1 protein-coding gene is annotated in these 722 nt (G+C 74.1%); it reads left to right on the top strand.

Annotated elements, in window-relative coordinates:
- On the top strand, positions 1-722 hold a 722-nt coding region (locus ACP4IX_RS36345; RefSeq protein WP_426558944.1), incomplete at both ends, for a condensation domain-containing protein.

Here is a 722-nt window from a genome sequence, read left to right as displayed (position 1 = left end):
GTGGAGCGGGTCGGCGCGGACGACGGGTTCTTCGCGCTGGGCGGGGACAGCATCATGTCGATCCAGCTGGTCAGCCGGGCACGGCGGGCCGGTCTCGTCCTCACCCCGCGCGAGATCTTCGAGCACCGGACACCGGCCGCGCTGGCGGAGGTCTGCCGCACCGTCGGCGAGGAGGCGGCGGACGCCGTCGAGGACGACGGTACGGGTCCGGTCGAGGCGACTCCGGTGATGCGCTGGCTGCGGGAGTGGCGGGGTACGGCGGAGGGTTTCCAGCAGTCGGTGTTCCTGCGGGTGCCGGCGGGGCTGGGGGAGGGGCGGCTGAGGGCGGCGGTGCAGGCGCTGCTTGACCATCACGACGCGTTGCGGTTGCGGGTGTCCGGCGACTGGGCGCTGGTGGTGGGGGAGCGGGGTTCGGTGGACGCCGCCCGGTGCGTCCGCCGGGTGCCTCTCGCCGATGCCGATGCCGATGCCGATGCCGATGCCGGTGCCGATGGTGTGGTGGTGGGGGAGGTGCGTGCGGCGGTGGCGCGGTTGGCGCCGGAGTCGGGTGTGGTGGTGCAGGTGGTGTGGTTCGACGCGGGTCCGGAGGTGTCGGGCCGGTTGCTGGTGGTGGTGCATCACCTGGCGGTGGACGGGGTGTCGTGGCGGGTCCTGTTGCCGGATCTGCGGCAGGCGTGGGAGTCGGTGGCGGCGGGTGAGCCGGTGCGGCTGGACCCGGTGGG

It is taken from the genome of Streptomyces sp. WG5 (genome assembly GCF_049974565.1).
Classification (GTDB): Bacteria; Actinomycetota; Actinomycetes; order Streptomycetales; family Streptomycetaceae; genus Streptomyces.
This window is presented reverse-complemented; position numbering and strand designations above follow the sequence as displayed.